Source organism: Bradyrhizobium sp. CCBAU 51753, assembly GCF_015291565.1.
GTDB lineage: Bacteria > Pseudomonadota > Alphaproteobacteria > Rhizobiales > Xanthobacteraceae > Bradyrhizobium > Bradyrhizobium ivorense.
Map to the genome: position 1 here is coordinate 2,502,449 of NZ_CP030037.1, position 21,149 is coordinate 2,523,597.

A 21,149-nucleotide genomic window follows, 5' to 3' on the forward strand; every position below is an offset into this window, starting at 1 on the left:
TTAGTTGTGGTCACGTGGCTGAAGGTGTTGCGTTGGATCAGATTGCGGTTGCCGGATATACCGGTAGAAGCTTGCCCCGTCGAAGGTAGTGTGCCGTGAGCGGCGTAAGAATAGGAATATCGCGCATTCGACGCTGCCGGCGTCCGGCATGAGATCGGCGGCAACATCGCGTCCCATCTCATGCCACTCCTGCCGATCGGGCAATTTCTTTAGCAAATGGATAGCCAGTGCGAATACTTTGCTGCCAATCGAGAACGTGACGTAGGAGATGTCGCCCTCGGGCGAAGGAACCCCGCGCCTAAACCGTCGTATTCTGCGTTCGAGCTCCGCGAGCTGTGGCGGCATTTGATTGAGAATGACATTGATGATGTCGAACCGGTGACGCTGCGTATCATCGCGATAGAGTTCGCGGATAATCGCCTCCCATAACGGCGGCAATGAGACGCCGTGAAGTTCGACCACGGTCCTGTCCACCCGCGCCTTTTTGGGTCTACGCACCAGCGAGTCCGACGCGAAAAAAACGATGCGTTTGCCATCCAGTGCCTCTCGGTTCACCCATAGTCCGTTTGTCAGATAGGCCGAGAGTATGTCCTGTTCATCGCCCTCAAAGTCGAGAACCTGCTCCAGCGTAGCCCGACGCGTAAGGTAATGGATGAGCGATACCTCGCTGTCCAGAAACCGAACGATCATCTGCAGGTCACCGAGCGACAGGACGGGAGCCCAGGGCGTCTGCTCGGAGACCAAGCCAAGCTCTTTCAAATAATGACGAGCGCTGGTAAGCGAGGCGAAGTGCTCAATGCAGATGCTGAAAGTGAACACCATCTTTGGCTTGTCTAAATCGAGGTTGATCGGCTGTCCTGTAGTCCTGAGCCACAAACGTGCGCTCTTCTGGCGCGTATCAAGGTAATTCTGCAGGCGGCCCGATTGGACGCCGGGCTGCACGAAGAGTTCATTGAAATTCTTTCGTAGGCTCAGCGAGCCACCGCGCCGAGCGGCATCTTTGATGCGGCCTGACTTTGCTTCAAAGACAAAAATGAAATTGCCGACCACCGCGACAACATCGTTCTCCCAAACCTGGCCGGTGTCCGGATCATTCCAGGCAACGCCGCGATAAACGGATGCGCTTGGCATTGCAGTCGTGACAAGATCTGTGATCGCTTCTTCAAGATAGTGTGCGCGCGCACTTTCATAAGCAACTTCGAGCGTTCGGTGCCCCTCCATCAGAGATTCAAGGATTACAAACGGGAAGGAGACTATGAGGTGAGGTAGCGGCGCGAAGAGGCTTCCGTCATCAAGCAGGACGTAAGGACGCCGCCAGATAGGATTGTTCAGGTATATGTGCTCGGGATTGATCTCCGAAAGGCTGTTCGGTCTGATTGCCAGGCTGTAAAGCACTTCGACGAGTGGCCCGGGAAAGGCGGCGTCGAGATCGGCTCGAGAAAGTGTGTAGATCCAGGGGTGGGCGAATTCCGACATCTGAAATGCAGCCATCCGGAGATCCTCCAGATCGACCCAGCGGTTCGTGCAGTTGCCCCATACGCGCTTTGCAAGCGGATACGAGGAACAGAAGAAATCGATACATTCGACCAGCTCGGATCGTCGTTTCGTATTCAGAAGGTTGTGCAAACGCTCTGTGAAGAACTTAAACCGTTCCTGGACCAAGTCCATCATGCGAATGGCGGCGCGAAACAAATCGGAGAGCTTGTAGCCGAGTGCGGACTCGGAGGGGCTATCAATTTGCTTCAATATTCCGTTCAGCGCGTTCTCACAGTCTTCTCGTGAAAATATGTTTCGATAATACAGAGTGAAAAGACGAGCACGGCGGCTCACGAACCTTTCGATGTCGGTCTCATTGCCTGTATTGGGCTGCTTGTTCATAAATCCGCGCAGATGTCGCCGAACAAGGCGCCAGTATCTTCCCAGATTGTTGGGCGAGACCGGATTGGTCGATGGTCGTTGGCGGCCGAGCAGCATCAATATCTGCGTGAGCTCAACTTCGACCTGCTTAGGCATTTCTGGACGTTCGACGCGTGGATTGGTGAGTATAAAGCGCGATGCGGTACGGGCGAGAATCGCAAGGGGATCACGGATCCTTAAAAATAAGGTCAGTGCTTCGAGGCTGGCGTCAAAATCGGATTGCCACTGGCCAGCGTCCCAATCCTGCGTATCAGCGAGTTCGGGATCTGGCGGCAATTCCAGTCGCTCATAGCCCGGCAAGCTTTGTTCTAGGTCCGCCATTGCACCTCCGGAAACAAGAGAAAGCCAAGCGATGGCAACGGTCAAGTGCGGAGCCGCATTGCTTCTGGCCTGGTCCGGCTCTGGACGAAGATGGTTTGCTCGGACGAGGCGTTACCGGCGCGACATACCTTTCAGCTCGGCCCGACGCTTGGCGACGAGGTGTCGCGTCTCTGAGGTATCGAATCCAGCCTGCTCAAGCTGCCGTATGGTCCCGGTTAGTGCTGCGATCTGCGCCCGAAGGTGAAGCAATCGGATCGGTTGCTTCTCTTGCCCCTTGATGAACGCCGCCAGCACTGACTTGCGCGCACAGAGAACGGAGCCCAACCGGAAGACAGGCAGTTTCGACGTCTCGGCTAAATAGTAAACTTTGCGCCGAAGCTCCCGTGATCCAAACAGGAATTCTGCGATTGCGGCAGCACCTTCCAGGATGTCGTCAGCACGTACGTCTAAGCTGGCGGCCTTCGGCTCCATGTGTCCTCCCAATTGCTGTTGATTGGTCCTCGGCGGATGCAAAGGACATTCCCGGGGGACAGATGGGCGGGTTTGGCCTATTTGTTCGGCCTGCCAAAAACAGGTAATCCCACTAGCCTGGCCCACCTAGAGCTTCGATAAGTGAGCCGAGGGAACATGCTCATTGTCTTTTTTTGGTAGGGCCAAAGTCAAACGTAAAATGCTGCATCGCAAAAGGTTTACAACCTTTACGATATGCACACACGCGCGTATGCGAGCGCTTCGCCTTCATTCTAAGATTTCCTGCTTGGTAAGGAGACCGCCATGCCGCCGGCTACGATTACCGTGGAGCAGACGGGAAGTCCCATTCGCCGTCCAGCCTATCAGCGCCGAATCCTCAAGAGCCTCAGCCTCAATCGGATAGGCCGGATCGTCGAACTTCCTGACTCGCCGGCAACGCGGGGACAGCTCGTCAAGGTCAAGCATCTCATACGCGTGCTCTATGCGACATGTGATCTCGACGCATTCGTTGAAGAGGCGACCACAGAATACAAGGCCATCCTCGTTGGGGCCAGCAGCAGGATTGTCCGCGGCACCGTTCTCTGGAGCCAATTCGAAAGCGCCGTCGAGATCTATCACGCCAGCGTCCCTTTGAACAGGCACGGCTGACCGGGCTTACCTTTCCCATTCGTGGCCCTGAATTCGGCAGATAAGCCGCTGGTCGCGGAATGACTACGAAGGATTCCAATACATTTCAGACCGATTCCCAACCCTTTCTATCAGTGTAATGCATCGAGTTTCGCTACACCAGAATCTCCTCAACCAGCAAAGGAGAGTTCCATGAAAGTCCTCGCGATCGGAAAAAGACTCGTCCCCCTCGAACAGGTCGCATTCGTCGAGCCCTTCGACCCTGAGGCCAAGCCAGACTTCCAGCCAGAAAAGCAGTTCAAGGCCCGGCTTGTTCTCCTCAATCGCGACATCATTCTCACGGAACAACAGTGCAGGAATTTTCGACCGAGCATCACTTGCACCTGTTCGCCGAGGACAGCGTCGCCGTCAACCGGGCGATCCCATTCCGGGTCGAGATCTTCGAACGGACCGAGAACTTCAATCCGACGAAGCCGTACAAGACGCGGCTCAAGTGGAAGGACCTCGCCGGCGGGGAACAGAGCAAGCTCCTTCTCACTGTGCCCGAGACCGTCATCACTGAGCTGCTCGAAGCTAAGGCGGAACTGGTGAAGACACCGAAGCGTCCTTCCAAGAAGCCCTCACGCGGACGAAGCGGCTCGCGGAGGATGGAAGGGTTTAGCAGCTAAGAACCAATGATACCAAGACACGCCAGGCGCCCCTGCCGAGAGATCGGCAGGGGCGTTTCGCTGTGGTGGCCATCAGAAATGAAAGCCGCGTATGGTCATAACGCGGCGGATATTCTCAAGGCTCGTCGGAGCATTCAATCGATCGACCGTGCCGGGTCCGCTTCCAGGCAGCCGCTGCTCGATTTCGCATGCGAGCCGGCAAAGTTCATCTCGCGTCAGATGCATCAGGTCGCTTATCGTCCAAGGTGACATTGTTTCCTCCACCGCTTGGCCGCGCCAATCGCGGCCTTCGAGGGAGGCCGTTGCGCCGGAGGAGCCGGATGCATCGCTTGCGACCGGAACGCAGTGGAGGAGTGCCGTCCCGTTTGCTGAAGTGGACGGCACTTGCATCGATCAGGCGACGGAGGTGTTAAGAGGCCGGAGAAGGCTCGGGATTAGCGCCGGTCATACTAGAGAACATGTCGCGGTCTGGTTGTACGCGGGCTACCAGCGTTGTAGGGTGATTGGCCCTTTGAGCCTCAATCGATTGCGTGTGGCATTATGAAGACACCGAAGCATTCACTGCGAAAGATTGTCAGCTATCTCAACAATCCCGACGAAGAAGGCGGGTTCTGGCTTCCCAACATCCAGCGACCGTTCGTCTGGAGCGAGGAACAGACGTGCCGCCTATTCGATTCGATCCTTCGCGAATATCCAATCAGCACGCTGCTGGTCTGGAAAACCCGAAGCAATATCCGCTGCCGCAAGTTCATCGACAACTTCTGGCCGGAGCAGCGCAACCATTTGGCGGATTTCTTTATCCCGCAGAATGACAAAAAGAAGTGCCTGGTTCTCGACGGCCAGCAGCGGCTGCAAAGCCTCTTCATCGGCCTCAAGGGCAGCTATGAGGGGAGGGAACTGTTTCTCGACATTCTTAGCGGCGAAGTCGCGGCACCCGACGACATCAAGTACAAAGTTGCCTTCCGCAATCCCGCAGAAACGAGCTTTCCCTGGATCAAGTTTAAGGATCTCGTCTTTGGCGATGCAAACTCGTTTTCGGCCACCCAGCGCATTATCGATCAGGCGAATGGCGACCTGACTGATCAGGATAAGGACAAGATCGGCAGGCATATCGCGATCGTCTTCAAGGCCTTCCATAGCGACGACGGCATTAGCTATCAGGAACTCGACAGCACCGAGAATCCTCAGCTCTACACTGAGGATGATGTCGTTGAGGTCTTCATCCGTGCAAATTCCGGCGGCACCCGCCTTGGCAAATCCGATTTGCTGTTCGCTCTCCTGACCTCGACCTGGGATGACGCAAATGATCAGATGGAGGAGTTGCTCGAAAAACTGAACCGCCATGGCTTCGCTTTCACGCGTGACTTCGTTCTTAAAACTTGCCTGACCTTGCTCGGTCACGGTGCGCGGTATGAGGTCGAGAAGTTTCGCAAGGAGGGCGTTCGCGAAGAAATTGAGGGCAGGTGGGACAAAATCGCCGACGCCATCAGCGATGTCCTCGACTATGTGCGTGGCAAGACCTTTATACGCTGCGACAAGGCGCTGCCGTCATATCTCGTTCTGATCCCGCTCATCCATTTCCGCTATCACTTCGCCGAGGCATGGCGGCGCGCCAAGGACATCGATCAATACCTCCTACGCTCATCCTTGACGGGCGCCTTCAGTGGTACGCCCGACCAGCTCATTGATGACCTCGTAAGAGAGATCAATAACGCCAGGGATTTCGACTTGAAGGAAAGTTTTGGCGTTATCCGCTCGCAGAACCGTAGCCTTGAGCTGACGGAAGACCGCTTGTGGAAGATGGGTTATGGCTCGGACACGGTCCACCTGCTCTTCAATCTTTGGTATCGCGACTTCAACTACACGCCGGCCTACGAAAATAACCTTCCGCAGGTCGATCATATCTTTCCGCAGATGTCCTTCGTAAGGTGAAGACGATCAATCCGACGACGGGACGTATGAACATGATGAAACACCGCGAGGCGGAGCGAAATCAGCTCGCGAACTGCATGCTCCTTACGATGCAGGAGAACGGCGCGGGAGGAAAATCCGACCAGACGCCTGAAGAATGGTTCGTTGGGCCGCGCGCCGAAGCGGCCTATCTCGACATGCATCTGATACCGCATGACCGGGCGCTGTGGAAACTCGAGCGATTTGAGGACTTCATCGCCGAACGCAGCAAACTGATCGCCGCCAAATTCCAGTGGCTGCTCGTCCCGGAAGTATCGAACCGGCCCCCGCAAATTGATGGCAGCCGGGTTCAAAAGGCTTTGGCTTATCTTATCGACACAGGGATGCTCCTGGAGGACGCGCCGCTATACCTGACCTACAAGGGGAAGACATTTAACGGCAAAGCTAAGCGCGCGGGCATAGAATTGCCTGACGGGTTTGTCGCCGCGCCGAGTGCAGCGGCCGTCCGCTGCTACGAGCAGGCCGGCACGGTCCGGCCTTCGGAAAATGGCTGGCAGGTTTGGAAGGTGGCGGACGGCCGGACCTTGAATGCGCTTTTTGCGGAGGCCGTCGAAAGCGCGGACGAGGCGCCAGCAGATCCGACGCAAGATTTGAGCCGCCTCTGAATAGCTTAGCGGAGCTGGGCGTTTGTGGACTTGGAATGCACGACCGAATCATCGTGGCGCACCTCGAAGGTAAGACTAGCAGCGCGCGCAACGGCGGAAGCCACGCGTCACGGGAGCTACACTACCTATCGCATTGAAAAAATTGCAATATCTATGGCCCTCATTTAAGCCTAAGGGGGCGCCTTGGTCACTTCACGGTGCCCTTGAGATCGGCGGGGATCTCATTACTAAACTTGCAGCCAAACCGCAGGCTAACGCCACCCACTAGCTGCACGTCGTCAGCATATTAACAGTGGAGCCGACTTGTCGTTCGTTCTAGGTGGGGCCGCGCGGTGAAGGAAATTTGGTGGACGCTCAACGTTGCCAGGATCTTGGTAATCCGGGAACCATGGTACGCATATGCGCGGTCGGCAGGGGCTGCACAGCTTGGCGTGTCACTCCTGATAGCAGTTGGCTGCGCGATGATCCTCACATTCCTAGTCGGAAGCTTGGGGCCATTGCCAGATATCTCATCCACGCTCGTTACAGAATGGTCCGAGTTGCAGGACAACGGACTCCAGCATACGGAGAGGCGATTCAGCGATACGAAGTACTTCGAGATGCCGTTCGTTTGTGCGGGCAGCCGTGTCCGAGTTCCTGTTGGAAAAAGGGCCAAGTGCGCTTCGTCGAAAGGGCAAGAAATAGAATTAACCGGTCCAGCGAATGAGCCGCCCTATCTCGAATGTTGTGAACGTGCGATCCCACGGGACCAAGAGGCGTTCTATTCTGTTCGAAGATTGAAGCTAATCTTCACCAGCGGAATAGTTGCCGCAGGGGCTGGAATACCCTCGCTAATTTTCTTTGTCGTAGCGACAATAGGATTAATTGGTTCGGCTTGCTACGCGTTTTGGTGTCTGGTGGTCCGTCCCGTGATGATTGCTCTCCCTTCGTTTCTCCGAGGGGTGAGGAATACCTTGCGTGCTATTACTTTGCCTCGTCTTCAAGACCACCGATTTGATCAACAGTACATCGGTAGACCGTTTTTGGTGCAGCTAAGCGATCTACATCTCACCTCATTAGATGCGCATCCCCTTGAATTGGAAAAGTTTCCGGAAAAGTGGCCGGATAACCAGTTAATCGATGGTGCGCAGTCACTAGCGATAACAGTTTCAGCTTTCGGCCTCTGCCGAGTGTGCCATGGCACGTACTTGAACCGAGGACGGACAGGGCCAATGTCCAAGAAGAGGAGCGGAAGTAAACCGGCAATAGCCAGCGCCTGCTACATCGTCCAAATCGACGATTGGGACTGGAGCTATAGCTTCGGCGTGAATGAGGACCGGTACGACAAGCGGCCCTATAGTGACTATCGGCACATGGTCGTGTTGGGAAAGGTGCTGCTTCCGACCAAGCTCAAGCGGAAGGCTGAGGCGGTTGAACTGACGTTCATGCCCGATACCGGACCTTCTTATTCCGACCAGAAAGAGGAGCGCCGTCCTCTGAGCGTTGGGTATGTTGATGTGCGCGACGGGAGGGTGACCGGCGGCTTCACGATGGCCATCGATGCGCTGGATCTAGTGATGCGTATGCTGCTTGCCGCGCGCTTCAAGTATCTCATTCTCGACGGGGAGGCGATGCGCTACCGTAAAGCCCGCATCCGCCATTATCGCTTTGAGACGAAGGTCAATCTGGAGGAGTACCCAGACGACTGACTTTTTGGCGCGTCCGCTTGTGCGGACCAGGCTCTATGCCAACCGCTCTTGGCACACGTCACCCAGCCCTATCGGCCTCAGCCATGCCGGTGACGATCCTTTGCGCAAGAAGTCCATTTTTGCGGAGATGAGCCGGGCAGATGGGATTTTAGTTGCCGAAGTGGCTCCTGAACACTTGCTGCGAAAGCTTTCGATGAAGTTCTCGGGGCCTGCGGCCCCCAGGCCGTCAAGGCCAAGCCCCCACTAAGAGCGTGGGGGCGGAAAGCGGCGGACCGTGTAGTCGGCTCGCTTCGCTCACCTCCGGCCCGCACCAGCTCCCGCTCGCTTTCCAGCCTGTGACCGCCAACCCCCGCTCATTGGCGCTGGCCTAGTTCCGGTTGCATGCGCAACCGGCAAACTAGGAGAAGCAGGTGAAAGCCGACATCTACCAGGAGATCACGGATCAGATTGTTCAGAAACTTGAGCAAGGCGTAAAGCCTTGGCACCAGCCATGGAAAGCGGAACATTCCGCAGGCCGCATCTCGCGGCCCCTGCGTGGCAACGGACTTCCGTACAACGGCATCAATGTGCTGATGCTGTGGTCAGCTGCCATCGAACACGGTTACAGCGCGCCCATCTGGATGACCTTTAAACAGGCTAACGAACTCGGCGCCCATGTCCGCAAGGGCGAGACCGGAACTCTCGTCGTCTATGCCGACAAGATCATTCGCAAGGAAACCGACACGAAGACAGGCGACGAAGCCGAACGCGTCATACCTTTCATCAAGGGTTACACGGTGTTCAATGTCGACCAGATCGAAGGGTTGCCCTCACACTATTATGGCCAGCCGGAGCAGCCGACCGATCCCGTTCAGCGCATAGCTCATGCCGATGCATTCTTTGCGGCAATCGGCGCCAAAATCGTCGACGGCGGTAGCCGAGCCTGTTACGTGCCATCGACCGACAATATTCATATGCCCTGCATCGACTTCTTTCGCGATGCCATCAGCTATTACGCAACGCTTGCTCATGAATGCATCCACTGGACACGCCATGAAAGCCGTCTCAATCGCAACTTTGGCCGCAAGCGCTTTGGCGATGAGGGCTATGCGATGGAAGAATTGGTAGCGGAGCTTGGCGCTGCGTTCCTCTCGGCAGACCTTGGCCTCACGCCAGAAGTGCGAGAGGATCATGCATCCTACATCGGGTCCTGGATCAAAGTCCTGAAAAACGACAAGCGCGCGATCTTCACCGCCGCATCCCATGCGCAGCGCGCGGCGGACCTCCTGCACGGGTTTCAGACCAAAAACTGCGCCGCGGCTTGAGCCGCGGCGGTACTGTCAGGCGCACTCCTGCTTGGGCGGTGAATGCTGGCGCTCCGTATTGGACCGCGCTGGCTGTGTGCAACTGATTTCCGACTACCGCTATGCTGGCTTCTAGATGCTTCCGCTTTTGCGGTTAGCCAAGAGGGTCGGGCTTTTCAATCACCTGACTTACGTCCGGTTCGTCGACGCCGGCTTGGTTACATTCGCAAGGCATCCCTGCGCCGCATTGACAACCTCGGGCCTCGCGAGTCCAGGGCAGGTGCGGATGGTTCTCGCACACCCAGCCGAGACCAAAACAGATCGGGCAGTTAGGGTTTGTCACGCGACAGTCCTTTGAATGAGCTCGCGCGAAGCAAGCCCTCTGACGTGATGTCTCGGTACTCAACGTCCGCGAAGAACCTGGGTTCAACCCACGTCGCCTTGGGCTTTCTCACGGGCTTCGTCAGTTTTGATTTCGGGCTGACCGCCGTCGCAAGCTGTTTCCGGATCTGGCTGGAGACTGTTCGTGACCAGCCCGTGCCTACCTTTCCCATGTAGACGAGGTTCTTGCCTTCCTGCTTGCCTAGATACAGCGCGGCAACGCCGCTCGGGTCCTTGATAAAACCGACCACGGGAAATGTGTTCCGCTGTACAGTCTTGATTTTCAACCAGGCCTCGTTGCGAGCGGAGCGGTACGGCGCATCGACCTTCTTCGAGATAATGCCCTCATAGTTGAGCTTGCCTGCGTGCTCGAACAATTTTTGGCCGTCACCGGTCAGGTGCTCACTGTAGAGCACGGGCGCTTCGAGTTCGCACGCGACGAACAGCTCCTTCAATAGCTCTTTGCGCTCAATCTGCGGCCGTTTGCGCAGGTCTTCGCCTTCCAGCCAAAGAAGATCAAAGGCGTAGTACAGCAAACGATCCTGATCACCACGGGCGAGCTCGGCTTGCAGTTCGGAGAAGTTCGTGCGTCCCTCATGGACCACGACCACTTCGCCATCAATGATCGCTTGCCCTGGAATGGCGAACGCCCCGGCAATACGCGAGAAACGCTTGGTCCAATCGAGTCCGTTTCGCGTGTAGGCCTTGGCCCTTCCCCTGCAGAGTTGCAACTGGACGCGGTAGCCGTCGTATTTGATCTCGTGGAAATAACCGCCCGTTGTCGGCGCCTTCATGCGGAGCGTGGCCAGCTGCGGTTTGATGAATCCCGGCATTTCAGCAGACGCGGCACGCACAAGGGACTTGGCACGCTTAACCATACGCAACCCAAAAACTAACACAGGACAATGCATGCCAGTATAATTGGGATTATTTGGTAATCCCATGCTGGACGACGAATTTAACGAGCAGCGGTCGATTTTGATCCGCGACCTGGCCGACAAAGCCGATGACCCCTTTATCAAGCGGAGGCTGCTCGACCTCGTCTTCCGCTACGAAAAGCGACCGGCGAAGACTCAGGCCGATACCGCCGGTGTCGCTGAGTTGGCCCGGGCCCTCTGCGCCGCAGGACGGCGAGACAGGCTAGCTTCCCAATACCGCGACCGCTGGAGCACCGGTAGTCCATGCGGGGAGCACCATCACTCGTCATTTTAAGACCACATGGACGCGGCACCGATGGCTCCCTGATTCCAGAGCAAAGGGACAACGATGCCGGAGCGCTACTTTTTTCATATCAGGGATGGCAGCTACGTATCGGTGGACGACGAAGGAATGGAGTTCGCGACGCCGCGCGAGGCGGATATCTATGGTGCGCAGGTCGCCTTCGAGATCGGCACTGACGACCGGAATTACGACGACACCGAATTATCGGTCGTAGACGCGGACGGCCACGAAATCGCTCGCCATCGGATTCATCGGCAGTTGCCGCATTGATGATGACGCTTTATTCGCGTCGAGGCTGGTGGGTGGCCAAGTCCGGCTCTCCCCTCAATATTGCGGCCGCCTCAGCAACTCCGGAAGCCGCGAGATGGCCTTGGCAATTCTTCGCGCCTCATCGCGTGTGAGATAGCTGTCAGCATACTGGTAGCCCCAGGCATGCAGATCTTGCCGATGGAGGACGCAGCAAATCGTGAATCCGTTTGCGTCCCGCAGGAAAACGCCGAAGGTTGTCCATCCACAGCGATTACGGGGCTTCCGCCAACCCAGGCGGCACAAGGTGACGCTTTACCGGGCGCGGGACCGGCGCGCGGATCGTCGGAGGACGTCGTGGGACGAAGCCGTTGCTGACTAGGATGGGATCGGTATCGCCGAGGCTCGCCCGCTCCTGCACGAGTTTGGCCATGACCCCGCGCATTTTGAGGATGTCGCCGGCGACGAGGGAACAATCCTCGTCCCTGTTGATCTGTTGACGCATGATGCCCTCGGCCTCGATCATGCTGACCCTGAGCGCCCTGATCTGACGGCGAATTTCGTTGATGCGGTTGTCCATGGGGATGCCCTTCGCAAGATAGGCGATAAGAACAAATAGAGAACATAGAGTCAAGGGGTCCCCAGGCCAGGAGAGCTACCACAGGCTCTCCTGAAAAGCGGAAGGCGGTGATAGTCAGCGACGCCATTGATTTTCGCCCAGGATGAGGTTGAAATTGCAGCGGGGCTCATAATCAACGTGAGGTTCGAGAGGGGGCGACGTGAACAGCATCGTCAGTTTCAAAGACCTGCCTTCTTTCGCTTATCAACATTCTCGCCATTTTTGACGCGGGCGGTCGTTGAGTTCAAATTTCATTACGTTGGGGCGGATAATGCGTCTCATGCTTTTCCTATTCTTGCTGGCATTTGCGCCACTGCCAGCGGCTGCGAATGTCAATCCTCAATTTCCCGGTTTTGCCTGTGCAGGTGTGACGGATGCCGTCGGCCAAATGATCTGCGCCGACGCCGAGCTGCGCAGGCTCAACAGCGAAATGGTGCGAAGCTATTATCGCTTGCTGGGTGATATTCCGTCGAGCCAATGGAACGCGTTTACAGCCGATCACGATCATTGGCGCGATGAGCGCGTTGTTTGCAGCGTGATGTGGCGCGATGACTACGGAGCAGCCTTTGCGGCGCGGCAATGCCTGGTCGATGATCTGAACAGGTATTTGAGAAGGCTGAACGCCTTTCGCGAAAAGCTGCCCGATCGGGGCGGCTTCTTGCACAACTCGTCGCAAGCTGGACCGCAAGACAGCTCTTTCGTTCTCCTGGATCAGGCTTATGCGACAGCTGCTTTGGCCCAGCACAAGCTGGGTCAGCTTCAACTCAAACATCCTTACCTTGACTTCGCTGTCCTCGAGCCAAAGCCGGATTATCCGTATTGGCAGATAGTTCTGGCGTCCTTTCGGTCTCAGGGGGACGCTGAACGCGCGCTTGATTTTGCGCGACGATCGGGTGTTTCCGACGGTTTTAGCGTCGTATCACTCACCACGCCCGCACAATATGGCCCCACGGCGAATGTCGTGGCCTACTGCTACCGAAGCGGGGCGCAGACTATCCAGACGATGATGAGCTGCTCCGGCGCCCTCGTTACGCCTGCCACAATCGATAGCTGCCTCAAAGGAGGCGTTTGCGATCTTGGGCTGAAGCCGGTCGCGCTGGAGCCGCTGCTCGCGCAGCAAGGCGCGAAGTGGAATTCGCCCCTAAAGTTTCAGCCTCCGCCCGATTACCTTGCGGAATGCCCCATGGCTGATGCCGCCGCGCGGCAAAGGTGCATCGAAAGCAGGATACTTCCACCGGTCCCGGAGGTGAACAATTGTCAGGGGCTCACGGCCGACCCCGACGCGTTCGGTCGCTGTCTCATAAGCGCACTGCCCCCGGAGACAAGAAAGATTGCGCTCTGCGCGTTTGAGCTGAGTACGAGCAATCCGTTGCAGTGTGCAGGGATCGCGATGCCTACGCAGATCCAACAAGCCCAGACTTGCATTGCGAAGTCTCCAGGTGAAACGATCACCCCCGACACGGTCGTATGCTTCATTGGGCTAATACCCAATAAGTATGCGACGTTGGCAGGGTGCATCTACGGCGGCAACATGACGGCGCAACGGGTGCTGGCATGCGCCAATAGCAGTGGCATTTCCGATCTCGTACCGCGGGTGGCACTTGCGACCTGCCTCATCAATGCCACTGACGATCTCATCAAGAAGTGCGCGCCAAACCTGCCGGACCTTGCAGATTCGCTGTCCTGCATTCAGAGCCAAGCGGTCGAAACGGCCGTCAATTGTCTTCCCACGAGCAACCAGCCCGCTATCAAATGTCTCAAAGGCTTCCCAGATAGGCCGGACGCGTTTGTAGCCTGTTACAGCAAGGAAGTCCCGCAGTTGCAGCAGTTGATCTGTATCGCACGGTCCAGATCCTTGTCCGATGCGGTGGCCGTCTGCCTTGCGGACAGCGTTCCTGAATATGCGCGGAAAGTCCTTGCGTGCGTCCTTGTGCAAACGGACGTCAAGGCCCTTCTCACCTGTGCCGCTGCCCCTGTTTTGGACGACGAGACGCAGAAGATCGTTACGTGCGCCGCTGGATCAGAACGGAGCTACTTCGAGCTTGGCCTGTGTCTCCTTGGTGTGAAGGTCAACAAGGAGATAGCCATTGTAGCGAAATGCGCCGAAAGCTCGAATGGGCAGGCCTTCGTCGCATTGGGGTGCGCGGCCGGGGCGCTTACGCAGCGCGAGTTCAACAAGTGCCTTGCCAATGGGATTGGGGGTGCCGACGGCTGCTTTGGACCAAACAATACAGTGAGGATAACCGTTCAAAATATTCTCAATGACCTTGAGCACGGGCCAAGCAACAGCAATGAGGTCGTGAAGTTCTATCACCAAATCTTGGACAATCCAGAGGGCGATAAAATCCAAAGAGGCGCACGGCTGATTTTTTGTTTGGGGCTCTGCTGATGACCCGTATTTCATTACTTGTGAAGCTGGGCACTTTTGGACTGCTGCTTTGCTTCGAGATGGCTGTGGCTAAGGCACAGCAGAATGCTGTTCTGGAAACGATGACGTGCCAGGCCTGGTCCTTGACGAAGCAAGAAGGACGTTCGTTTGCCGTCGCCTGGCTGGAAGGTTATCTTGCCGGCGCCAGCCAGAAAATGGAAATAGACTATTCCCGCATAGTGGACACGATGGCGAGGCTCGCCACTTTCTGCGCTGCTCATCCTGATCTGACGGTGGCCCAAGCTTATCGCACCCTTCGCGGCTTTGCTCATTTCGGGTGCGACGCAAACACCGCAGATACTTGCCAATTTGCAATTTTTTCGAATGCAGCGGCGACATTCGCTAAACGTTTTGCACTCGCTGGTAGTCAACGTGGTCTTGTCAGTGACGTGAAACTCAATGCCGACCTTTATTGCGTCTGCATAAACCGGCCAGTACCGGCGTCATACAACGCGTGCATTCCGACCGCGCAGGGTTGGTGCAAGCAGGGTGGCGCTATCTCATCGACCTTCAATCATTGAAACCCCGTGAACGGACGCTGCTCACGCTCCCCGGGGTGCCATTTCAGTTGGGTGATGCGCTTCGCGCACGCCGACGGAATCTACATGCCTGATAAAGCGAGCGGACCTATCAGGGGTGCACGTGACGTGTATTGTTTTGAATTTACAATCTAGGAAACGCCTTTATTGTATAGCCGGGTTGCTCCAGGAAACGCGTTGATGGCTGGCGTGGCGAATATCTTTGAACAACGGGCGTGGCTTGCCAGGATATGGAGCAACGAAAAGCGCGCGAGCTTGATCGGCACCGCCTTCGCGATCGATAAGCGCCACCTGCTCACCTGCCACCACGTTGTCCATGAAGCAGGCGCTACGGCTCCGGGCGGCAGGGTTTATCTTGATTTTCCACTCGCAAACAAGACGGGAATTTGGTGTACGGCCCTTGCCGACGGATGGTGTCCAACGCCGGCCAAAGATGACCCGCAGTCGGCCGGCGATCTCGCACTGCTCAAGATCGACGATGGTTTGCCTGATCTCACGCCGCTTCCTCTGAGGCTTCGCAAGTCTTACGCGGGCCTGGCATTTTCCAGCTATGGCTTCACCAAGCAGTACCCGGAAGGGGACGCCGCACACGGCCAGATCAGCCTTATGGTTGGCCTTGAGTGGTTGCGGATCGAGGCGGCGTCCGAGGCCTTGCTGCAGCCGGGGTTCAGCGGCGCACCGGTATTCGTGGAAGAGTTGGAAGGGGCTGTCGGCGTCGTCGTGACGCGGAATACGGCGAATGGACGCGCCAGTTATGCCGTGCCCATGAATGTCATATCACGATCCAACTCCGTCGTTCGAAACATTCTCGATCAGTCGCCGCTTGCATGGGTAGATACGGCGCCTCGTTCGCTGCGGGCTGAAATCATCACCAGCGCGCGCAGTTTGATTGACGATCGGACCCGTGATTTTGTCGGTCGTCAGTTTGTGTTCGACGCGATCGATAAAGAACTTGAAAATGCTGCGGCGGGATACGTCATAATCAAAGGCGAGCCGGGCATTGGAAAATCCGCCATTATGGCTTCGCTTGCGGACCGGCGGGGCTACCTTCACCACTTCAACGTGTTCAGTGACAATATTCGGTCGCCGGATGCGTTCTTGGCCAACGCATGTGCACAGGTCATTTCAAAGTATGAACTACCCTACGGGACCGTGCCGGCGAGTGCTACCAAGAACTCGAACATGCTGTTCACGCTCCTGGAGGAGGCGTCACAGCAACTTGAAAATCTGCAATCGAAAATCGTACTCCTCGTCGATGCTCTGGATGAGGCCAACGAACCGGAGCAGGGCGTCAATCGCCTGTATCTTCCGCGACGTCTTCCCGATCGCTGTTTCGTCGTTGCGACAATCAGGTCGAACGTCAAGGAGCATCTCCTCCTTGATCAGCGTCTGGCCCCAATCGAGATTTCAGAAAACTCTGCGCAAAACGAGGCCGATATCCGGACATATATTGCAGCGTTTCTGGATCGAAACCACGCCGACATATCGAAATTGCCGGGGTACGACAAACTTGATCAGACGGCCTTTGCGGACACCCTCTGGGCAAAGAGCGAAGGTAATTTCATGTACCTTCATGTCGTTCTCGACGCCGTTCTCAAAAAGCAGATCGCTCTCTCTGATGTTGCTAATCCGGATATCTTGCCCTCCGGATTGACGGGCTACTACGAAAGGCACTGGCAGCTGATGCACAGTCCGGATCGTGCCAAGCGCCGCGGATTGCAAGAACCCGTCATTTGCTTCCTGGCGCTAGCGAAGAAAGCCGTTCCTGCGGAGGTCATTTCCGAGTGGATGAACGATAGCCGCCAGTTTGAACGGGTCGCCAAGCACTTTTTTGGAATTCCTGGAAAAAAAGGTTCCGCTCAATCGTTACGGCGCGATGATCGCAGCTGCCATGGGTGATAAAATTGATTGGGAGTGAGACCCATTTTCGACCGCTTCCGCGATTATGACTTTCAGTTCTGGGTTGCCGTGCAGGCCGAAAGCGGCGAGCCGGCAAAGATTCACCGGCTGTTTGGCTTTTTCGGCAAGGACGATTGCAACAAATGGTTTGATATTCGCCAAAGGCGGCATGAGGTAGCAGGTTATGTCTCCGATATGGCGATCGCATCCGGCCTTGCGGATGCTGCGGCATTGCGTAACCTAGGTGACAGGGCAAAGGCGATCGGCCTGCAGGTCCGCTACGCTCTGATCTCGACGACCTTGCGTGAACTTGCTTACAACCACAGTCCTGATCTTGTGGCCCGCTATCTGCGGGCAAAAGTCTGGACCGGCGAACAAGCGCTGACATGGGCCCGCCTGAACGGGAATCCGCAGCAGGCTGTTGAGACAGCTGTGGCCATGCTGCGTATGTCCACCGCCGATGCCAAGCCGGAACTATGGGCAGAAGCCCTGGAGCTCGGCGGTTCGATTGGCGACGCCGATAACAAGGTTCTGGGGATCGCGGCCTTCGCAGGCGACTTGCCTCCCTATCTCCAGATGCGGGCACTCGAATTGATCAAGGCCGAGAAGAACGAAGGAAGCCGGGTAGGTGGGCTTGCGGCCTTCATAGGCAAGCCCGGCATCTCGCCTCGCATTCTCGAGGAGGTGCTGGAAGTTGCCCGAAATTTCGAGCAGGACGATCTTCGCAGTGAAGCGTTGGCTGCCGTCGGGAGTGTCCTGAAAGAGCCCGAGCAGACCCGCGCTTTCCAGTCTGCGATCGGTTTGTTTCACCAGGGCTTGCAAGAACCGGGGTGGCGAGACCGATGGAGGTCGCCTCGATTGATTCGCTGGCTGCCCTTGTCGATGATTTCCGACCTCATTGCCGATCCGCGGTTCGAGCACGCCCGGGATGCGTTGACCCTCGAATATGTCGAACGCAAGATGAAGTCGGATCCTCTTGACGCATTTGCTCGTCTTAAGGAGGTCGGCTCTTACATACCGGATGATTTGTTCGAGCGCCTCGCGGAAGCGCTGGCGGTGGCAAAAAGATTCGAGGATGCGCTTTTTTGCCTGAAGTCGATCCCCAAAAGCGTCCTCGAGAAGAAGGCACGAGCGATCGGGCGCTTTCTGCCTCTGTGCCCGCTGCAACTGCAAAACAAAGCCATCGGTCTCTTGAAGGACGTAAGGCCCGAAGAGCGGATCGCCTGTCTGCGCGAACTGGCGCGCGTCCCCTCCGTTCCCGAGAAATTAGTGCGACGAGTAGCAGACCTGACCGAGCGCAACGGAAATGAGGTGCGGGCAGTCATGGCGCAGTTCCTTTCGCCAGAGGAACGTGAGGCGCTCGTGCACGCGCTGGTCAGCGACAAGCGTTGGTCTTCACGCGCATTTGCCGACCTCGCGCCGCACCTCCCGATTGAGCTGGTACGGTTTGGTCTGGATGCAGCAAATGCTGCCGCTTCTCGGGATGGATATATCGCCCTGTTGGTACGTCTGGCCGATTTGGGTCATCAGCAGGAAGCAATTGACCGGGCCGGAGGTGCCACTTCATCCTACGATCAGAAGGAGTTATTCGAAGCCCTGGCACCCCACGTTTCCGAAGACGCAATCGGGGTAATCGCGACCTCCATTCGCCCTGACGATATTAGCGAGCGACTTGACCTTGCCAAGATTGCATTGCTTCCAGCGCTTCCCGATGCGGATGCGCGCCAAACGTTCGGCGAACTGCATCATGGGTTTTCTGTGCTCGCCGCACTCGTCGACCAAACGCCGCCGGCGCGACTCGTTCATGTCTATCCGCTCATCCTTGAGGAGATGCGCAGGAACATGACGGACATGGGCGGCATAGAGCGCGAGCTGTCCCGAACGGTCGCGCTCCTTTCCCGTGGCTTGAAGCGACTCCCGCGAGAAACGGTCTTCCAGCAGGCCGTCGTTGAATTGGCTTCCAAGGACTTCGAGCCTGCCTTGAAGCTTGATCTCCTGCTCGGGCTGGCCGAAGCGTGTGACGATGCGGCTTGCGTTCGCGTTGCTCTCCACGAAGCAGTAGCGCTTGCCAAAGCGAATGCTGATGCTACGGCCTATCTGAACATAGGTATGCGCATCGCCGCCGCACATCCGACCTCCCTGAGCGAAATTCTGGAGGCGATCGACGATCCGGAGGCGCTGGCGCCGTTCCTCGCTTTATCAAGCTACAAGCTGGACGCTCCGACACGACGCCGGGCATTGGAGCGGGTTGCTGCAATTGCGGAGCCGTGGGCGCGTCTTCAGGCCCTCCGCTCGTTGTGGAGGTATCTCAACGAGGACGAGCGTCGCTTCGTCGCCGTAAAAGAACGAGGCAAGCCGGAATGGCTTGCAGACGACCAGCTATTCGTCTGGCTCATGACCATGCTCGCGTCGCCAATTCTGGAGGATATCGTAGGACCCGAAATCGCGCGCGCGCGGCAGCTGTTCCAGGCGATGCCGGTGAGAGAGAAGGTCGACACGGCCTGCTGGCTTGCTGATGTCACTGCTGGCTATCGCGAATATTTTGATCCTGCCTTCGCGGCGATAACGTCGCTTGAGCCCGACGATCGGATCGTTGCAATTCATCGCATGATGCCGTGGCTGACAGCCGAGCAGGTCAGGTCGGCGTACGAAACTCTCGACATGATTGAGGGCAAAGACCTGACGCCAATCATCGCCGAACTTGTCAGCCGATCGGCCCAGCTCGAGAACGGACCACTTGCGTTCGATGGGCTTAACAGGATCGACAACCGATACACCAGGTCCAGCGTCATCAATGACGTCGTCGACTTGCTGCCCGTCAAGGCCCTCGAAATGATCGCGTTTTCGGCATCGGACGACGGCGTTGTGAAGAGGCTGGCGAGTGGGACGCTGGTGGAACTTGCCTTCCGTGCGGTCGAACTAGGTCGCGACGATCTTGCACTTACCTTTCTCGATATCAAAGGGAATACCTCGTCAACCTCTGACCGGCCCGTTGAGGAGGTGTATTGCCGGGCTTCGCCTTCGTCGTATTCAGTCTTGCTCGAGCGTTCACGGCAGATCTGGCCAAGCGAGCGAGCCTCCTTGTTGGCGTCACTACTGGGAATCGCGCCGGCTGGTGAACGACTATCCCTTTTCAGGGAAGTGATCGAGCATCTGCCTGATGCTAACGTCAGCAGCAGGGTGAGGATTCTCAAGAACAATGCACCGGAATTCGAAGCGTTCTCTGATGACGATGTTGTCGATATGTGGACGAAGACATTGCAACGCTGCGCCAGCAAAAGGCGCCAGGATGTATTGAGTCTGACGGAGGGATTCGCACCCATTCTGATTGCGCGTTTCGGTCCCTCCACTGCCTCTGAGTTGATGGACGCTTTTTCAGTCGGGGCGCGCGATCGCTGGCCCTAATCAATCCGGAAAAAGCTCGTGAGCCAAATCCAGAACTTCATCGCGGTCGTCTCCGCCTCCTGACGCACTGAGACGCTCGCTTCCCACTGGGCCGCTTCGCGCGCGCGCTTTTGCCTTGATGACAGTCGCAAGGGTTTTTCCTTTGATGGCTGCGTCGCTATTGGAGGCTGCTTTTTCTTCTGCCTTGCTAGCGTTTGCCTCGGCGTGCGCGGCGCGTTGCCTTGCGTCTTCGACGCGTTGCCGCTGGATGTGTGTACCGAACAAGGCCCCTGCTGCACCAAAGGTGACTGCCTCTAGCGAGCCGAGGACCACGAGCAACCTTGACCAGGCTACTTCCTCAACGGCGGTATTGAATGCAAGCCAGGCGAGCAGCAACAGCCACGCCGAGAGTACAACCAGGGCGGCTACAAGTGCGGCCCCAGACAGTCCGGCCCGGCCATCAGCGCGATGGGACCCGGATTCTTTCTTGTTCAAATGCAGATCGGTCATTGCATCTCCTCCGAAATCACGTTCCGGTTAAGCACACCAAGCCGGGACGTCGACGCTTGCCCCGTCCATCCCTGTCGGATCTAGATGCAGACGTGCGGCTGAGCGTCATATGGGGCGGTTCGGGAAATTGTCTGCAACCGAGGGTTACTATCCCGGCCCCGGGTAGTGAGGTCAACCCCGTTCGGGGAAGGCAGCTGCTTCCCATGTGGGGAATTGTCGATGGCAGTCCGCGTAATGCCGTATCGCTGCTCGCCCGCTATGGGGAGTTCAGTGTGGGCTAGCTCACGTCATCCGGCGTCGACCACATAGAGGTTGTCATCGTGAATTGACCGCGCGGCTATGTACTCCGAAGCGAGGCAGAGAGCGCGCAG

Annotated in this window: 16 protein-coding genes and 1 pseudogene; 12 read left to right on the forward strand and 5 right to left on the reverse strand. The window is 56.9% G+C overall.

Features of this window, described 5'->3' with window-relative positions; translation table 11 throughout:
- Window positions 1-2,283, reverse strand: a complete 2,283-nt coding sequence (locus XH93_RS11260; protein WP_194473545.1) for a hypothetical protein — start codon at window positions 2,281-2,283, stop codon at window positions 1-3.
- 66 nt (window positions 2,284-2,349) lie between these two features.
- Window positions 2,350-2,709 (reverse strand): hypothetical protein, encoded by a 360-nt coding sequence (locus tag XH93_RS11265; RefSeq protein WP_194473546.1) that lies wholly within the window; start codon window positions 2,707-2,709, stop codon window positions 2,350-2,352.
- 303 nt (window positions 2,710-3,012) lie between these two features.
- Between XH93_RS11265 and rpmD the strand changes: the two are divergent.
- The 6 genes and pseudogenes from rpmD to XH93_RS11290 form a co-directional block, all read left to right on the forward strand.
- Window positions 3,013-3,189 (forward strand): annotated as a pseudogene (gene rpmD / locus XH93_RS42260) (50S ribosomal protein L30); the annotation flags it as partial.
- A 497-nt stretch (window positions 3,190-3,686) separates the two neighbouring features.
- Complete coding sequence (locus tag XH93_RS11275) at window positions 3,687-4,004, forward strand: hypothetical protein (RefSeq protein WP_194473548.1); 318 nt, start codon at window positions 3,687-3,689, stop codon at window positions 4,002-4,004.
- Window positions 4,005-4,544: 540 nt separating this feature from the next.
- Window positions 4,545-5,936: a DUF262 domain-containing protein gene (locus XH93_RS11280; protein ID WP_210340477.1), complete on the forward strand. Its 1,392-nt coding sequence runs from the start codon at window positions 4,545-4,547 to the stop codon at window positions 5,934-5,936.
- A 26-nt stretch (window positions 5,937-5,962) separates the two neighbouring features.
- Window positions 5,963-6,580, forward strand: a complete 618-nt coding sequence (locus XH93_RS41875) for a hypothetical protein (protein ID WP_210340478.1) — start codon at window positions 5,963-5,965, stop codon at window positions 6,578-6,580.
- A 1,211-nt stretch (window positions 6,581-7,791) separates the two neighbouring features.
- Window positions 7,792-8,268: a hypothetical protein gene (locus XH93_RS11285; RefSeq protein ID WP_194473549.1), complete on the forward strand. Its 477-nt coding sequence runs from the start codon at window positions 7,792-7,794 to the stop codon at window positions 8,266-8,268.
- 410 nt (window positions 8,269-8,678) lie between these two features.
- Window positions 8,679-9,572: an ArdC family protein gene (locus XH93_RS11290; protein ID WP_194473550.1), complete on the forward strand. Its 894-nt coding sequence runs from the start codon at window positions 8,679-8,681 to the stop codon at window positions 9,570-9,572.
- A gap of 308 nt (window positions 9,573-9,880) precedes the next feature.
- Here XH93_RS11290 and ligD read toward each other — a convergent pair whose 3' ends face one another.
- The gene (gene ligD, locus XH93_RS11295; protein ID WP_194473551.1) at window positions 9,881-10,810 is read right to left on the reverse strand and encodes a non-homologous end-joining DNA ligase; all 930 of its coding nucleotides are present in this window, start codon (window positions 10,808-10,810) and stop codon (window positions 9,881-9,883) included.
- A gap of 64 nt (window positions 10,811-10,874) precedes the next feature.
- On the opposite strand from ligD, the gene XH93_RS11300 reads away from it, so the two are divergent.
- Both XH93_RS11300 and XH93_RS11305 read left to right on the forward strand, forming a co-directional pair.
- A complete protein-coding gene (locus XH93_RS11300; RefSeq protein WP_194473552.1) occupies window positions 10,875-11,144 on the forward strand; it encodes a hypothetical protein in 270 nt (89 codons plus the stop codon).
- 54 nt (window positions 11,145-11,198) lie between these two features.
- Window positions 11,199-11,423: a hypothetical protein gene (locus XH93_RS11305; RefSeq protein WP_194473553.1), complete on the forward strand. Its 225-nt coding sequence runs from the start codon at window positions 11,199-11,201 to the stop codon at window positions 11,421-11,423.
- 250 nt (window positions 11,424-11,673) lie between these two features.
- On the opposite strand, the gene XH93_RS11310 is transcribed toward XH93_RS11305, so the two are convergent.
- The gene (locus XH93_RS11310) at window positions 11,674-11,979 is read right to left on the reverse strand and encodes a hypothetical protein (RefSeq protein ID WP_194473554.1); all 306 of its coding nucleotides are present in this window, start codon (window positions 11,977-11,979) and stop codon (window positions 11,674-11,676) included.
- 319 nt (window positions 11,980-12,298) lie between these two features.
- On the opposite strand from XH93_RS11310, the gene XH93_RS11315 reads away from it, so the two are divergent.
- The 4 genes from XH93_RS11315 to XH93_RS11330 all read left to right on the forward strand — a co-directional run bounded on the left by XH93_RS11315 (window position 12,299) and on the right by XH93_RS11330 (window position 20,289).
- Complete coding sequence (locus tag XH93_RS11315; protein WP_194473555.1) at window positions 12,299-14,407, forward strand: hypothetical protein; 2,109 nt, start codon at window positions 12,299-12,301, stop codon at window positions 14,405-14,407.
- Window positions 14,407-14,967: an HdeA/HdeB family chaperone gene (locus XH93_RS11320; protein ID WP_194473556.1), complete on the forward strand. Its 561-nt coding sequence runs from the start codon at window positions 14,407-14,409 to the stop codon at window positions 14,965-14,967. Before XH93_RS11315 ends, XH93_RS11320 begins: the two co-directional genes overlap by 1 nt.
- A 198-nt stretch (window positions 14,968-15,165) precedes the next feature.
- The gene (locus XH93_RS11325) at window positions 15,166-16,884 is read left to right on the forward strand and encodes a serine protease (protein ID WP_194473557.1); all 1,719 of its coding nucleotides are present in this window, start codon (window positions 15,166-15,168) and stop codon (window positions 16,882-16,884) included.
- Between the two features lie 15 nt (window positions 16,885-16,899).
- Window positions 16,900-20,289, forward strand: a complete 3,390-nt coding sequence (locus XH93_RS11330; protein WP_194473558.1) for a hypothetical protein — start codon at window positions 16,900-16,902, stop codon at window positions 20,287-20,289.
- On the opposite strand, the gene XH93_RS11335 is transcribed toward XH93_RS11330, so the two are convergent.
- Complete coding sequence (locus XH93_RS11335; RefSeq protein ID WP_194473559.1) at window positions 20,290-20,778, reverse strand: hypothetical protein; 489 nt, start codon at window positions 20,776-20,778, stop codon at window positions 20,290-20,292.
- Between the last annotated feature and the right edge of the window lie 371 nt (window positions 20,779-21,149).

What these genes read in the sequence shown, in the direction of transcription:
- XH93_RS11265 (WP_194473546.1), bottom strand. Translation starts at nt 2,709, where the DNA reads ATGGAGCCGAAGGCCGCCAGCTTAGACGTACGTGCTGACGACATCCTG.
- XH93_RS11280 (WP_210340477.1), top strand. Translation starts at nt 4,545, where the DNA reads ATGAAGACACCGAAGCATTCACTGCGAAAGATTGTCAGCTATCTCAAC.
- XH93_RS41875 (WP_210340478.1), top strand. Translation starts at nt 5,963, where the DNA reads ATGAACATGATGAAACACCGCGAGGCGGAGCGAAATCAGCTCGCGAAC.
- XH93_RS11285 (WP_194473549.1), top strand. Translation starts at nt 7,792, where the DNA reads ATGTCCAAGAAGAGGAGCGGAAGTAAACCGGCAATAGCCAGCGCCTGC.
- ligD (WP_194473551.1), bottom strand. Translation starts at nt 10,810, where the DNA reads ATGGTTAAGCGTGCCAAGTCCCTTGTGCGTGCCGCGTCTGCTGAAATG.
- XH93_RS11300 (WP_194473552.1), top strand. Translation starts at nt 10,875, where the DNA reads ATGCTGGACGACGAATTTAACGAGCAGCGGTCGATTTTGATCCGCGAC.
- XH93_RS11305 (WP_194473553.1), top strand. Translation starts at nt 11,199, where the DNA reads ATGCCGGAGCGCTACTTTTTTCATATCAGGGATGGCAGCTACGTATCG.
- XH93_RS11310 (WP_194473554.1), bottom strand. Translation starts at nt 11,979, where the DNA reads ATGGACAACCGCATCAACGAAATTCGCCGTCAGATCAGGGCGCTCAGG.
- XH93_RS11315 (WP_194473555.1), top strand. Translation starts at nt 12,299, where the DNA reads ATGCTTTTCCTATTCTTGCTGGCATTTGCGCCACTGCCAGCGGCTGCG.
- XH93_RS11320 (WP_194473556.1), top strand. Translation starts at nt 14,407, where the DNA reads ATGACCCGTATTTCATTACTTGTGAAGCTGGGCACTTTTGGACTGCTG.
- XH93_RS11325 (WP_194473557.1), top strand. Translation starts at nt 15,166, where the DNA reads ATGGCTGGCGTGGCGAATATCTTTGAACAACGGGCGTGGCTTGCCAGG.
- XH93_RS11335 (WP_194473559.1), bottom strand. Translation starts at nt 20,778, where the DNA reads ATGACCGATCTGCATTTGAACAAGAAAGAATCCGGGTCCCATCGCGCT.